This is a genomic window from Halolamina sp., from assembly GCF_036626355.1.
Classification (GTDB): Archaea; Halobacteriota; Halobacteria; order Halobacteriales; family Haloferacaceae; genus Halolamina.
On record NZ_JAZKRY010000001.1, the window covers coordinates 48,108 to 61,493 of the forward strand.

Genomic DNA, 13,386 nt, shown 5'->3' on the forward strand with positions numbered 1-13,386 from the left:
GAGCAGGAAGATGACGCCTGCAGTGCCGTCGTGCGTCGCAGCCTGTAGCAGGCTCACCGGGCCCCTCCGGTGTGGAGCCGGTCATGACCGGTCCCGTTAGTGTCGCTGATTGTGGCCAGTGACCAGCGATCGCCGAGAGACAGTTGAAGACTCGTGAACGTCACTATCAGCTGGTACGGTACTGTTACACACTGTTTTGCAGTGCATCATTCATAGAGATTACTGCCAATAGGTTCATCGACGGTGTCGAAAGACGCCGGTTCAGGGGCTCCCATCACCGACACGGATGGCCACGGCGGGACAGACTCGCAGTAATCACTATCAGGGTAGGTTGGTGCGGTGTTTCATGCACGAATCGAGGGCGCTCGGAGCCGACAACGTTTACCGACAGCCAGCCGAGCGCCCGCGTATGTCCTGGGACACTGTCACGCTCGACGTGGACGACGATGGCGTTGCCACGCTCACCGTCTCGCGCCCCGAGAAACTGAACTCGCTCAACGTCGCCACACTGGAGGCGCTGGAGGAGGCCATCGCGGAGGCAACGGGCACCGTGCGCGTGCTCGTTCTCACGGGTGCGGGCGACGACGCCTTCGTGGCTGGCGCGGATATCGACTACATGAAGGAGCTTTCGACGCCCGAGGCGCAGGCGTACGCCGAACTGGGCCACCGCGTCGCCGACGCCCTGGAGACGTTCCCCGCGCCCGTCATCGCGGCGATCAACGGCTACTGCTTCGGCGGCGGCTGTGAACTCGCACTCGCGTGTGACCTCCGGGTCGCTTCCGAGCGCGCGGTGCTGGGCCAGACAGAGATCGACCTGGGGATCGTGCCGGGGTGGGGCGGTACCCAGCGGCTCTCTCGACTCGTCGACGACGAGACGGCCCGCCGGCTCGTCTTCTTCGGCGAGCGCGTCGACGCCGCAGACGCCTACGAACTCGGCCTCGTCGGGAAACTCGTCGCCCACGACGAACTGGACGAGCACGTCGCCGGGATGGCGGCTGAGTTGGCCGAGAAACCGCGCTACGCACTCAGCGTCGCGAAGGAGGCGCTCAACATGGTGCACGAAGAGCCCCAGAGCGCCGGACTCGAATACGAGAAGCGGGCGTGGTCGGGGCTGTTCGGCACCCACGACCAGCGGGAGGGGATGTCGGCGTTCGTCGAGGACCGCGAACCGCAGTTCGAGTAAACGCCGGGCCGTTTCGACCGGTATGCACCCTCTAACTAACCCGTCAGACGTGTGTTAGACGCTACCATGACACTGCTCGAGAAGGGGCGTTCGCTGCTGCAGGGCGGGAACAGCAGACCCGAGTTCAAATGTCGATGCTGTGGCGCCCGCCACGAGGTTCAGTTTCACGTCTGTCCGTGCTGTTCGGGGTTCTCTGTCGACGCTGTCGAAGACGTCCGGAACGGGTACGACCACGTCGGGTAACTCATCGGTCCTTGCCGTCTGTTGTCTCGGTCACCCAAGCGTTCCGAACAGCAGCTCTCCGAGCGTTCACCAGGCCGCCGTGTCACGGCCGGTCAATGTGGTCCGTCCGTGCCACCCTCCGCCGACGACTCGCAGTAATAAAAACCCAGGCGATCCCGCGTATCCTCGCTGGACGAGCGGTGAGCTTCCTCGGCGACGGCCTCTACACGATCGCCGCAATGTGGCTCGTCTTCGACCTCACTGGCTCGTCGACGGACACCGGACTTGCGGGGTTGCTGCTCCGAGCGCCGCGGCTGCTGAAACTGTTCGTCGGCCCGCTGGTCGACCGTTCAGCGCTGGGTCTGCTGCTCGTGGACGCCGGGGCGCTCGGCTCGTGCTTCTCGCCGGCGGCCTCGGGACGGTCCTGACAGGGGGTGCGCTGGGCCGGCCGCCTCCCTGCATCGGTTCGGTGCGCCGACCGCAGTTGAGCCGGGTTCGTTCGGCTGAGTCGGCTCTCCGTGCCGTTTCTCCCACGAGCGAACCCCGCCGCTTAAACGCGGGGACGCGTTAGCAATCAGTCAATGAAGTTCTGTGACGAATGCGGCTCGATGATGCAGGCAGAAGACGGCCAGTGGGTCTGCCAGAACGACGCGTGCGGACACACTGAAACGCGAGACGTTGCCAACGAGACCGGCATGACCACCGAGCAGAGCCAGGAGCAGAGCGACGTGGTCGACATGTCCGACGTGGGCGAGGAGGCGATGGGTCCGACGACGAAGATTCGCTGTCCCGAGTGTGGCAACGACCGCGCGGAGTTCGAGATGAAGCAGATCCGCTCGGCCGACGAGTCCGAGACGCGCTTTTTCACCTGTACGGAGTGTGGCTACAGGTGGCGGGAAGACGACCACTAACGCCCGGACTCCGTCTCGACGCGCCGCTTACTCCAGCCGCGCGAACGTCAGATACCCCGTGTGACCGACGCCGGCCGTCGATGGCCGCGTGCCGCGTTCTCCAACGTCCATCCGGCGCTGGATCGTTTCGAACGTCCGAATCTCGGCGAGGCCGGCCTCGCGTGCGGCCTCGGTCGTTTCTCGGACCGCCTCGACGAACGGCGAGTAGACGCTGAGGAAGCCACCGTCGATCAGGAGGTCTCCCGCCCGCTCGACGACCGTCGGCGCGTCGGCAGTGTCGAGCGTGAGCACGTCGAACGGTTCTGCGTCGGCGAGTTCGTCGAGTTCCGCCGTTACGTCCCCAGCCCGAACGTCGACGCTGTCCTCGACGCCCGCGAGTCGCATGTTGCCGCGGGCGACCGCGGCGAACTCCTCGTCGATTTCGTACGTCCGGACGTCGGCGCCCGCGCTGGCGAGATACGCCGAAAGCACGCCCGTGCCGGTGCCGGCGTCGAGGACGCGGTCACCCCCGCCGGCGCCGGTGTGGCCCATCACCAGCCCGATATCCCGGGGCATCATCGGCGCGCCGGTGCGCTCGAAATGCTCGAAGAGATCCGGTCCGCGGAGCTCGCGGACGGTGAACGGCTCGCCGAGGTGCGTCTCCAGCACGTCGCCGGGCTCGACAGCTTCGGGCACGTCGAGCACGCCAAGGTCCGTCTGGAGCTCCTCACCCGGTCGGCGTACGTACTCGCGGTCGTCGTGAACCAGCAGAAAGGCCCGCACCGGTTACTCGAGCTCCGAGACCGCCGCGGCGAGGTCGCCGTCGTTCTCCTCCAGGACCGTCCGAGCGGTGGACTCGGTGACACCGGCACGCTGGGCGACGATCTCCACGTCAGCGTCCGGGATTCCCCCGTCGTCACCCTCCGCTGCCTCCTCGGGTTCGCCTGACTCGACGGCGGCGGCCGCCCCCTCGTCGCTTCGCGGGCGCGTGTCGGGCTCACCGACGATCTGGTACGTCTGCTGGCCCTGGGCGTCCATCTGGGTGACCTGTGCGCCCTTGAACACGAGCTCCTCGTCCGCAGTTCGGATGATGACCTCCTCGGCATCGAGCTCCTCGACGTCGATGCCCATCTGCTTCATCATCTGCTGCATCTTGCGCGGGTTGAGTCCGCCGCCTCCAAACATAGCTGACGATCGGACGCCAGGCGTGAAAAACATGGCGAAGCCACCCACACGCCCGCCCGGAGTTCGGAGCGGACCCCCGCAATGTGGGTCTTCCGCCAGGCCTCTGGTCACGCCGGAGCCGGTCGGACAGGCTTTAGATACCCCCTTGCCTTGGTCTCTCTATGTACATCGCCGACAACACCTGGCCCGACCTCTCGGAGTACGTCGCCGAGGAGTCCGTCGCACTCGTGCCGCTTGGCTCGACAGAGCAGCACGGCCCGCATCTCCCGCTCGCCACCGACCACGTCATCGCCGAGGGGTTGGCCCGCGCAGCCGCCGACCGCGCCGGCTTCCTCTGTACGCCGACAGTGAACGTCGGCGTCAGCGAGCACCACCGACAGTTCCACGGCACCATGTGGGTCTCCCCGACCGCGTTCCGTGAGTACGTCGAGAGCTTCACCCGGAACCTCACCTATCACGGCATCGACCGGGTGGTGTTCGTCAACGCCCACGGCGGGAACAGCCAGCATCTCACGGAGGTTGCCCGCCGGCTCCGCGGTGACGGGGTCGCCTTCGCGACGCCGTGGATGTGGGACGAATCCATCCCGGAACTCGTCGACAACCTGTTCGAGACGAACGGCCCCCACGCCGGCCCGAAGGAGACGTCGATGCTGCTGCATCTCGACCCCGAGACCGTGAAACCGGAAGAGTTCGAGAACGCGCGGGACGACGGGCTGACTGATCTCTCTTCGGGGGGGCACACCCGACACGGCGCGCGCGTCCACTACGACGCCATCGAGAACGCTGATAACGGTGCCTTCGGCGATCAAACCGACGCAAGCGCGGAGAAAGGCGAACAGCTGTTCGAGGCGGCCTTCGACCAACTGGTTCATCTCGCCGAATGGCTCGACGAGCAGCGCTTCGCCGACCTGCTCCCCCGGGATCACGTCGACCCGCAGCCGCGAAGCCGTCGCGGAGAGTAGCCCCCTACAGTGGCTGGAGCGGGAGCTCGACGTGGGTTGGGTAATCGCTGCTGTGGTGGACCGTGTTCGTCGCGACCCGGAGCTCCCGCGTCGTGCCCGACGGGGCGCCCGTGTTCGTGTTCACGTCGTACCGCGGGAAGTTCGACGAGGAGATATCCAGCCGGATACGGTGGCCCACACCGAACCGGTTGGCTGTCGGATACGGCGCCATCTCGAACTCGTACACATCGCCGGGGACCAGCGGGTCCGCCTCGCGACGCCACCCCCGGTAGCGTCCCCGACAGATGGAGTCACAGAGGTTGAGCGCGAACCCCTCGGGGTACTCCGCGGAGGCGGGGTACTCGTCGACGAGCTTCGCAGTGAAGTCCGTATCCGGGCCGTCGGTTTCGCCGTAGACGGACACTCGAATCGGGCCGACAATCTCGACCGGCTCCTCGAGCGGCGGGGTCCGGAACACCACCACGTCGTCACGCTCGTCCAGCGGTTGTGGGTCGTCGACGCCGACGCTCCACTCCCGGCTGCGTTGGTCGTAGCCACCACGGCCTGTGACACTCTCTTTCCGCCGGCTCGACACCGGCAGCTCCTCGAGCGATTCGTCGGCCGCCTCGAAGCTGTAGTAGGATGAGCAGTTACCGCCGACGGTCGGCACCGGGTCCCGCGGGTCGAACTCGTAGGTCGTCGCGCTCGCGGGGGCAGTCGGTTGCTCCTGTGAGAGCGTGCCGTCGCCGTGGGCGTAGAAGCTGGTGAATTCGGTATCCGGTTGCGGCCACGATTCAGCCGCTGCCCAGGTGCCGCCGTGCCGGAGGCGTCCCTCGGCGTTGCCACGGGGCTCGGCGACCGTCGCTGGGCCAGCGGCCGTCTCACCGCCGGCTGTCGCGCTGGCGTCGGGGGTTCCGGCATCGTCGGCGCCAGCGCCTGCGGATGCGCCCTCGCCAGTAATGCTCGTCAGCTGGCTGTTCCCGCCATCGTCGTCGACGCCCATCCGGAAGTACGAGATCGCCGGTTGGTCGGCCCAGCTATTCCGGTCCTTCAGATAGTGGTCGAAGAAGTCCAGCCGGGTCGCGAGATAATCGACGGCCGCCGCGTCGCCGAACTCGGTTTCACCGGAGAACGTCCGGGTCCAGGTCGCTTGCCCGCCGTGGGTCCACGGCCCCATGATCAGGAACTGGTCGCTTTCCGTGGCGTCGGCGAGCGCCTCGAAGTTGTCACAGGTCGCCTTCGTGTAGGAGTCGTACCAGGAGCCGGAGTAGACCGTCGGGACGTCCGCCAGCTCCTCGTAGTGGGCGGCGAAGTTGATGCTCGGGTCGTCCCAGAACTCGGACTCGCCGGGGGTGGTGAGGAAGTCGAACGCCCACTCCTCGTGCTTGGGTGCGTGCCGGAGCGGCGACTGGCCGGGCAGCACGGGCCAGTCGGCCAGCAGATCGTCGGTTCGCGTGTTAACCAGTTGGCGCTGAACCGCCGGGTCGCCCGTCTCACCGGTGACAACGTCGGCGGTGAACTCGGGGTCGACGGGGGCACCGAGGGTGTAGGCCCAGGTAAGCCAGCGCAGTTCGAAGGCGCCGTTCTGCCGGAGCGTCGCGTCCCAGGCGCTCGCGGCGCCCTGGTTGACGAACATCGCCGCCAGTCCGTCGGGTTCCTGCGTCGCCAGGGCGGACTGGGTCCAGGCCATGTAGGAGGTGCCCATCGTCCCGACCTGACCGTCGCAGTAGGGCCGGTCGGCCAGCCACTCCACCGTGTCCGCGCCGTCCTCGGCCTCGTTTTTGAGGAGGTAGAACTCGCCCTCGCTCGCGAAGCGCCCGCGCACGTCCTGGACCGCGACGACGTAGCCGCGGGCGGCGTAGTACCGCCCCTGCTCCTCGATATGGCCCCGCGTGCGCTTGTCGTAGGGCGTGCGATAGAGCAGGGCCGGCTGGGGCGCTTCGATCGCCTCGCCGCTCTCGGGGTCGGCCGGCCGGTAGATATCGGTCGCTAGTTCGACGCCGTCCCGCGTCGTAACTGGGACGTCGTGGGTGACGGTGACGCCGTACTCCGGGTCTCTCGCCATACTGTGGTACTCATACACATAGGGCTAAAGAGTATGGCTCCCGGCGACTGCTTCCCGAAAACAGGTCGAGTCCGGGCTGATCCCCTCAGTGGGTCGTGTTCGGGCTGCCGTCCACGATCGTCGATTCGATCGTCCGGTCCGCCCCGTCACAGACGTAGAAGTCCGCCCGGTCGTACTCGTCCGCACCGACTGGCTCGTTCGCCCCCGTTTCGTACCCGAACACGCTGTCTGACGCCGTCGTGTCACCGGTCTCGATGCGAACCCGCACGGTGTAGTCGTCGATCCAGTCCTCCCACAGTTCGAGCGGGATATCCGTGAACCGACGCGACTCGTCGGCCCCGAGATCGAACGTCCGTTCGAACGCTCTCTCGGATTTCTCCGGCATCTGGCAGGGCGTCGTCTCGGCGTGGTGACACGGCTCGGTTCCCCGATGCTGGACGTCGACGGTGACCGTGTAGCCGACAGCGTCGTCGTTGGTGACGACAACGTCGAGGTTCCACGAGCCGGTCGTCTCCCAGGAACTCTCGCTCGAACTGTCCCGACACTCGGTCACTGCTATCTCCGACGGCGTTGGTGAGTCCGTTCCAGAGTCCGCCGAGTCTGACACACCGAGACAGCCGCTGAGTAAAGCGCCAACTGCAACTCCGCCCCGTTTGAGAGTCGAACGACGAGAGAGCGAGCGCATAGTCCCTAGTTGGGGCACAGCCGGCATATGTCTTCTAATAGTGCAAAGACTCGCTGTCGTGTCGGGCGAAGGCACTCCCGCCGGCGTGTCACCGACCGGTTCGTTCGTCCACCCCAGAAACGGATCCCACTGCGCCCGTTCTCCCAAAAGACCCTTTACCGAACCGGCAAAACAGGGGATCCGAGAACCAATGCCCCCCACTGTAGCTGTCGCGCACTACCCCGAAGGAGCGGGACACGCGACCAGGATGCTGGCCATCGCGAACGCCATCGAACGTCGCGGTGGCACTGTGCGGATGGCAGGCGGTGGTGCGGGAACCGAGTTCGTCGCACTCAACGGCTACGACGAGTTCGAACCGACGACGGTGGACTTCATCGACACCTACCAGGGCGAGTCGGTGTGGCAGACCGCCAGTCGCAGCCTCCCGGCGAGCATGAGCCGGATCGTGGAGTACCAGGCGTGGCTGACCGCCACCGAGCCGGACGCGCTGGTCACCGACGACATGTTCGCGGCGATGGCGGCCAGCCGGTGTGACGTCCCGCTCTACGTACTCAAACACGACATGCCGGGGCTCTACCACGACCGGCTCGAGCGTGCCGGTGCGGGGTTCCACACGCTCTTCCAGCTTTCGACAGCGGAGGAGTTCTTCTACCCGGTCGTCTGGCCGGCGTCGGGCGTCGACCCCGAGGCAGCGACCCGCATCCCTCCCGTAGCACTCAATGGCGACGGAACAGTCGAAGACGCGCCCGACGTAGTGGTCGTCCCGAGCCACTACTCGTCGCTCTCACGTATCGCCGAACACCTCCGCCGGCAGGGGTACGACGTGCTCGACGTCGCCGACGACGACTGGGACCCCGTCCCCACGCTGCTGCCGTATCTCCGCGGGGCGGACGTCGTCGTCTGTTCGGGCTACTCGACGATCATGGACGCGGCCGTCGCAGGGACATCGTGTGTGGTGCACCCGGAGACGGACGAACAGGCGGCCGTCGCGGACTGGCTGGAGCGGTACGACGTCGAGGGGTTCACCGTTGCCGACCAGCCGATCGACGTACTCGACGCGGTGGCTCACCCCCCCGACGCACCCGAGTTCGAGAACGGGGCCGAGTTCATCGCCAACACGGTGATGACCGACCTCCGAGACCCCGACCCGTACGCCGAGCCGTCCGAGACGCCCGCGTCGACCGAGGAGAACGTCGAGCGCTCCTCACCGGTGGGCTCCCTCGTCGCCATCCCGACACTGACGGTCGTCGGTGCGACGACCGCGGCGACGGCGGTGGCCCCGTCCCGAATCGGTCGACGACTGGGGCGTGCGGCCGCCCGAATCGCCGGCTTCGCTCGGGGCGGTGGACGGCGCCTTCTCGGCGGAGCCAAGTGGAGGGGCAGTCGTCTCCGGGCTGGCGCCGGCGGAGCCGGACGCCGTGTCGCCGAGGGCGCCAGTCAGTCCGGCCGTGGCGTCGCCGACGCCGCGACGCGTGCGTCCGCAAGCGTCGCGAGCGGGGCTCGGTACGTGGGCGGTCGAACCAGCGACGGCGTCGTCGGCGCCGCCAGCGAGCTCGCGTCGACCGGCCACGGACTGGTCGAGCGCAGTCGTAACCTCTCGTTGGTCCCCTCGGTCGTGAAGTCGTAGCTGGTGGTTCTAGCGGCTGAACGTCCCTCCGTTCGTTCCCTGATTCCGGGAGGTCGCGATCAGCAGACCCACCGCAGTCCGTCCGGATCGGGTCGTCGGTACCGTCAGCGCTCGCGCGGCGCGACGCGCGTACTGAGACAGATCCCCGACCCGACCGGGAGGATGAACGACTCGAACGCCGGGTCGGCCCGCACGTGTTCGATATAGTTCGCGATGCCCTCCGTGCCGTCGTTGGCGTCCTCCGGCAGCGGTTCGTCGTCGGCGAAGTAGGCCACGAGCGCGTCGAGGTCGGCCGGCCCGCGGGTCATGTTGTCGGCGACGACGACCCCGCCTTCCGGAATCTTCTCTCGCGCGCGCTCGAACCCCTCGGCGTAGCGGGGTTTGTCGTGGTCGATGAGCACCACGTCGAACGGGCCGTCGTACGACTCGACGGTTTCGAGGGCGTCGCCGAGTTCGTAGGACGCGCGGTCGGTGTAGCCCGCGCGGGCGAGGAACGAGCGGGCCATCTCCAGTTCCTCCTCGTCGATCTCGGTGAGCACGATCTCGTCCGCGCCGCCCGCGAGGAACCACGAGGCGCTGTAGCCGTAGCCCGAACCGAACTCGAACACCGTCTCGGCGTCGGTCAGTCTGGCAAGCATGCGCAGCACCCCGCCCGCGTCCGGGCCGATGATGGGGAAGCCGTGCTCGTCTGCGTAATCGGCCATCTCCTCCTGGATTTCGCTGTGGCTCGCACCTGTCGCCCGCATGTAGCGCTGAATCGCGTCCCAATCCATGCCCGGACGCTTGGCTGGGGCGGTAGTAAGCGTTGGGCCCGGTGCGGAATCAAAACCCGTCGGCTGCGTGCCGGTCAGGCAGAGAGGTAGCCGCCCAGCAGCAGCACAACTGACAGGAGCACCGACGCGGCGAGGAAGGGAACCCGGACCTCCTTCCCGGCGGTCCGGACGCGGCCCTCACCGAGTTCCGTCTCCATCGTCCCGAGCGCCATCTCCAGTAGGCCGGTGACGACCAGCCAGATTACGAGCATCGTGACGACGATGTGGCCCTGCGTTGTCGACAGCAGCGCGCCGTCACCGTACTCCGTCGCCGCCATATGGCCGCCCGTGACGACGAAGACAACAGCACTGATGCGGGTAAGCCAGCGCAGGCCGGAGCTCAACAGCATCGTCGGCTCGACAGCGAGATCGCCGTCGGCAACCAGTGGGCGAACTCGCCAGGCGAAAAACACCGTCGCGCCGGTCCAGAGGCCGGCGAACAGGAGATGGATCGAGTTCAGCACCGTGTAGACTGTCGACATACTCGCTGCCAGGACCGGGGTTAAGATAAAGTCGGCTGTACCGGACCGCCGACGATATGGGGTGTCGTCTCCGCAGTCTTAAGTCCGCCCCAGCCTCACCACCAACCATGTTCGACGAGGAGGACCTCGCGGAGATTCGCGAGGGAAGAGAGTCCTGGACGGAGGAGACCTACGGTCCGACGGTCGAGCGCTTCGGCGAGCGGAAGGAGACGTTCACCACCGACACCGGCGGACAGGTCGTGGACCCGCTCTACACACCCGAGGACATCGCCGACAAGAATTACGACGAGGAGATCGGCTTCCCCGGCGAGGAGCCCTACACCCGGGGCGTCTACTCGACGATGCACCGCGGCCGCCTCTGGACGATGCGCCAGTACGCCGGGATGGGAACCGCTTCGGAGACCAACGAGCGGTTCCTCTACCTGCTCGAGCAGGGCCAGACCGGCCTCTCGATGGCGTTCGACCTGCCGACCCAGATGGGTCACGACTCCGACGCCGCATTGGCGGAGGGGGAAGTTGGGCGCTCGGGCGTCGCCATCGACACCATCGAGGACATGAAGACGGTGTTCGACGGGATTCCGCTGGACGAGGTGTCCACCTCGATGACGATCAATGCGCCCGCGAGCGTGCTGCTGGCGCTCTACATCGCCGTCGGTGACGAACAGGGGGTCTCCCGGGAGGAGCTCCGGGGGACCATCCAGAACGATATCCTGAAGGAGTACGCCGCGCGGAACACGTACATCTACCCGCCAGCGGCGTCGATGCGGCTCATCACGGATATCTTCGAGTTCTGCGCCGAGGAGACGCCGAAGTTCAACACCATCTCCATCTCGGGCTACCACATCCGCGAGGCCGGGTCGACGGCGGCTCAGGAAGTGGCGTTCACGCTCGGCGATGGTGTCGAGTACGTCGAGGCAGCCATCGACGCCGGCCTCGACGTCGACGAGTTCGCCCCCCAGCTCAGCTTCTTCTTCAACGCGCACAACAACATCTTCGAGGAAGCCGCGAAGTTCCGCGCCGCCCGCCGGATGTGGGCGAAAATCATGACGGAGCGCTTCGACGCCGAGAACCCGAAATCCAAACAGCTGAAGTTCCACACCCAGACCGGCGGCTCGACACTCACAGCCCAGCAGATCGAGAACAACGTCGTCCGGGTCTCCTACCAGGCGCTTGCGGCCGTCCTCGGGGGCACCCAGAGCCTCCACACCAACGGGAAGGACGAGGCGCTCGCGCTCCCCACCGAGAAATCCGTCCGGACCGCGCTCCGGACCCAGCAGATCCTCGCCCACGAGTCCGGTGCCGCCGACACGATCGACCCGCTGGCCGGGAGCTACTACGTCGAGAGTCTCACCGACGATATCGAGGCGGAGGCGTTCGACATCCTGGACGAGGTGGACCAGCGCGGTGGGATGCGCGGTGCCATCGAGGACCAGTGGGTCCAGCGCCAGATTCAGGAAGTCGCCTTCGAGCGCCAGCAGCAGATCGAGGATGGCGAGCGCATCATCGTCGGTGTCAACGAGTTCGAGGTCGAGGACGGCGAACCCGAGATGGATCTCGAGTCCGTCTCCGAGGAGGACGAGCGCCGACAGATCGACGGGCTGGAGCAGGTACGTGAGGAGCGCGACGACGAGGCCGTCGAAGACGCGCTTGGCAGCCTCCGGGCGGCCGCCGAGGGCGACGCGAACGTGATGCCACACATCATCTCGGCGGTAAAAGCGAAGGCAACGGTTGGAGAGGTCTCGACCGTGATGCGCGAGGTGTTCGGGGAGCACGAACAGGGCATCTCGGTGTAGCCTGACTCCAGCGTGACCGCGGTTCCGTAAGCAAGCATCTCCGCGCCGGCGCCGGATATCTCGGAGATCTCGAACCGCACACAGACCACCGCATCAGTACCCATCTCGGCCGCCTCATCGGCCATTCGCGCTTCTGCCTGTTCTCGCGCGTCAGCGAGCAGCGTCGTGTCCGCTTTCAGTTCACCGCCGACGAGGTTCCTGAGCGCCTGCGTCAGATCCCGACCGATGTTCCGGGCGCGGACCGTGTTCCCGCGAACAGTGCCGAACGTCTCATCGATCCCTTCGCCCGCGATCCGCTCGGTTGTGGCAGTTCGCAAACGGCAAGATTGCGGTTGGCCAGCAGATGTTCGTGTCGGACCGCTATCCGGACTCGGCTGGCAGCGGTCGAAGACGTACCCTTTTCACCCATCCTGTCAACCCCCACCTATGGAGTTCGACCACGCCGGCATCGCGACCGAGGACGCCGCCGAAACAGCGGCGCTGTTCACCGAACTACTCGACGCGCCGAACGTTCACGAGGAGACCGACGAGGAGCGGGACCTGCGGTTCGTCTTCCTTGATCTGGGGAACGGCTACCTCGAACTGCTCGAACCGCTGGAGGGCGAGAGCACCATCGCCGACTATCTCGCCGAGAACGGGCCCGGTATTCACCACCTCGCCTTCGCCACCGACGACGCCGCCGCCGCGCTGGATTTAGCGCGGGAGATGGGGATCGAACCCCTCGACGACGAGCCACGGCCCGGCGCGTGGGACCACGACATCGCGTTCCTCCATCCACGGGATACCGTCGGGATTCTTGTGGAGTTCGTCGAGCAGTAACGATGCGCGAACTGTTAAGTCACCGGATTGGTAACTCTCGGCTATGATCGGCAAGCTGCTGCAACTCGCCGTAGTCGGGCTGTTACTCAGCGCCGCTGCCGGCGGTGGCTGGCTCGTCGGCGGCGGTCCGTTGCGGGGTCACGCCGACGAGCCAGCGACGGTCGACGCCCAAACAGCCCAGGAGCTCGGGTTCACAGAGCCGGAGGTCGAAGAAATCCAGCTTCAGGAGACCATCGAGGTCCAGGGGGTCGAGAAACGGCTGAACGTCTCGGCCTACATGATGGCCACCGGGACCGAAACCGGGGCCGTACAGGTCGCCGTGATGAGTCTCCCCGGCTGGACCGTCGCGGGCGTGACCATGAACCCGCTGGCGTACGTCCCGCTGAAGCAGGCCGTGAAACACGTCCTGCCGAACCTCCCTGCCGAGACGCCGGAGGTGGCCTGGGAGGGTGAGTCGACTGTCGAACTCGGTGAGAAGGAGGTCACCGCCGGCGAGTACGCTGTCGAGGGCGAGTCGGCCCGAATCGTCGTCGCCAGAGCGTCGATGGAGGGCGATCTGGTGTTCGCAGTCGGGATCTACTCGACCGAGAGCCAGGACGCTCGAGACCGTATCGAGGGGCTGTTTAGTAATCTCTCACACTGAGCCCGCGGTGCCAAGAGCGAAGTAGCCGGGGGACAGTTC

General features: G+C 66.5%; 15 protein-coding genes and 1 pseudogene. 9 read left to right on the top strand and 7 right to left on the bottom strand.

Annotation, left to right across the window (positions count from 1 at the left end; genetic code table 11):
• Positions 1-409 precede the first annotated feature (409 nt).
• From V5A38_RS00240 to V5A38_RS00255, 4 genes are all read left to right on the top strand, one after another.
• Positions 410-1,183, top strand: a complete 774-nt coding sequence (locus V5A38_RS00240; protein ID WP_332323729.1) for an enoyl-CoA hydratase-related protein — start codon at positions 410-412, stop codon at positions 1,181-1,183.
• A 66-nt stretch (positions 1,184-1,249) separates the two neighbouring features.
• Entirely contained in the window at positions 1,250-1,426 is a 177-nt protein-coding gene (locus V5A38_RS00245; protein WP_332323730.1) for a hypothetical protein, read from the top strand.
• Positions 1,427-1,521: 95 nt separating this feature from the next.
• Positions 1,522-1,833, top strand: coding sequence for a hypothetical protein (locus V5A38_RS00250; protein WP_332323731.1), 312 nt, complete (start codon positions 1,522-1,524; stop codon positions 1,831-1,833).
• 153 nt (positions 1,834-1,986) lie between these two features.
• Positions 1,987-2,316 (top strand): transcription factor S, encoded by a 330-nt coding sequence (locus tag V5A38_RS00255; RefSeq protein ID WP_332323732.1) that lies wholly within the window; start codon positions 1,987-1,989, stop codon positions 2,314-2,316.
• Positions 2,317-2,343: 27 nt separating this feature from the next.
• On the opposite strand, the gene V5A38_RS00260 is transcribed toward V5A38_RS00255, so the two are convergent.
• Positions 2,344-3,078, bottom strand: coding sequence for a tRNA (adenine-N1)-methyltransferase (locus tag V5A38_RS00260; RefSeq protein ID WP_332323733.1), 735 nt, complete (start codon positions 3,076-3,078; stop codon positions 2,344-2,346).
• A 3-nt stretch (positions 3,079-3,081) separates the two neighbouring features.
• Positions 3,082-3,480 (bottom strand): nascent polypeptide-associated complex protein, encoded by a 399-nt coding sequence (locus V5A38_RS00265; protein ID WP_332323734.1) that lies wholly within the window; start codon positions 3,478-3,480, stop codon positions 3,082-3,084.
• 161 nt (positions 3,481-3,641) lie between these two features.
• Between V5A38_RS00265 and V5A38_RS00270 the strand changes: the two genes are divergently transcribed.
• Positions 3,642-4,442, top strand: coding sequence for a creatininase family protein (locus V5A38_RS00270; RefSeq protein WP_332323735.1), 801 nt, complete (start codon positions 3,642-3,644; stop codon positions 4,440-4,442).
• 4 nt (positions 4,443-4,446) lie between these two features.
• Here the strand turns inward: V5A38_RS00270 and V5A38_RS00275 are convergent, their stop codons facing one another.
• The gene (locus V5A38_RS00275) at positions 4,447-6,486 is read right to left on the bottom strand and encodes a CocE/NonD family hydrolase (RefSeq protein WP_332323736.1); all 2,040 of its coding nucleotides are present in this window, start codon (positions 6,484-6,486) and stop codon (positions 4,447-4,449) included.
• A gap of 85 nt (positions 6,487-6,571) precedes the next feature.
• Positions 6,572-7,039: a hypothetical protein gene (locus tag V5A38_RS00280; protein ID WP_332323737.1), complete on the bottom strand. Its 468-nt coding sequence runs from the start codon at positions 7,037-7,039 to the stop codon at positions 6,572-6,574.
• A gap of 322 nt (positions 7,040-7,361) precedes the next feature.
• Here V5A38_RS00280 and V5A38_RS00285 point away from each other — a divergent pair, with 322 nt between their 5' ends.
• Positions 7,362-8,798 (top strand): hypothetical protein, encoded by a 1,437-nt coding sequence (locus tag V5A38_RS00285; RefSeq protein WP_332323738.1) that lies wholly within the window; start codon positions 7,362-7,364, stop codon positions 8,796-8,798.
• Between the two features lie 104 nt (positions 8,799-8,902).
• Here the strand turns inward: V5A38_RS00285 and V5A38_RS00290 are convergent, their stop codons facing one another.
• Together V5A38_RS00290 and V5A38_RS00295 are read right to left on the bottom strand one after the other, a co-directional pair.
• Positions 8,903-9,571 (bottom strand): O-methyltransferase, encoded by a 669-nt coding sequence (locus V5A38_RS00290; RefSeq protein WP_332323739.1) that lies wholly within the window; start codon positions 9,569-9,571, stop codon positions 8,903-8,905.
• A gap of 74 nt (positions 9,572-9,645) precedes the next feature.
• Positions 9,646-10,092, bottom strand: coding sequence for a transporter (locus tag V5A38_RS00295; protein WP_332323740.1), 447 nt, complete (start codon positions 10,090-10,092; stop codon positions 9,646-9,648).
• 107 nt (positions 10,093-10,199) lie between these two features.
• Here V5A38_RS00295 and V5A38_RS00300 point away from each other — a divergent pair, with 107 nt between their 5' ends.
• Positions 10,200-11,885 (top strand): methylmalonyl-CoA mutase family protein, encoded by a 1,686-nt coding sequence (locus V5A38_RS00300; RefSeq protein ID WP_332323741.1) that lies wholly within the window; start codon positions 10,200-10,202, stop codon positions 11,883-11,885.
• A gap of 8 nt (positions 11,886-11,893) precedes the next feature.
• On the opposite strand, the pseudogene V5A38_RS00305 reads toward V5A38_RS00300, so the two are convergent.
• Positions 11,894-12,202, bottom strand: a pseudogene (locus V5A38_RS00305) (YbjQ family protein); the annotation flags it as partial.
• 109 nt (positions 12,203-12,311) lie between these two features.
• Between V5A38_RS00305 and mce the strand changes: the two are divergent.
• Positions 12,312-12,704 carry a methylmalonyl-CoA epimerase gene (gene mce / locus V5A38_RS00310; protein WP_332323742.1) on the top strand — a complete coding sequence of 131 codons (393 nt, stop codon included), beginning with the start codon at positions 12,312-12,314 and terminating at the stop codon, positions 12,702-12,704.
• Between the two features lie 43 nt (positions 12,705-12,747).
• Complete coding sequence (locus V5A38_RS00315) at positions 12,748-13,347, top strand: DUF6517 family protein (RefSeq protein WP_332323743.1); 600 nt, start codon at positions 12,748-12,750, stop codon at positions 13,345-13,347.
• Positions 13,348-13,386 lie beyond the last annotated feature (39 nt).